General features: G+C 46.0%; 1 protein-coding gene. It reads right to left on the bottom strand.

Translation table 11 applies throughout. From position 1 onward, the window contains the following. Positions 1 to 272: cytochrome P450 (locus CH339_RS25670; RefSeq protein WP_146610306.1), on the bottom strand; the 272-nt coding region annotated here is incomplete at both ends.

Below are 272 nucleotides of genomic sequence, written 5' to 3'. Positions count from 1 at the left end.
TCCCCCGATAACCGTTTCTTCTTTTGCATAAAGAGAGAAAGCCGGTGCCGTCGGCCAAAGCCTTATCGATTCATTCAAAATCATTCGGATGTATTTCAGCTGCTGAACCTGTTTGTAGGATGGGACGGGATCGGTCAGCACGCGGTCTGCTTCTTCATACGCTTTCTTAAGCTTATCCGGATGCTTCAGGAGCAGATAGATTGCAAACGATAATAAACCGCTCGTCGTCTCGTGTCCGGCAATCAAAAATGTAATAATTTGATAGCGGACAT

The organism is Rhodobium orientis, assembly GCF_003258835.1.
GTDB classification, from domain to species: domain Bacteria; phylum Pseudomonadota; class Alphaproteobacteria; order Rhizobiales; family Rhodobiaceae; genus Rhodobium; species Rhodobium orientis.
This window is presented reverse-complemented; position numbering and strand designations above follow the sequence as displayed.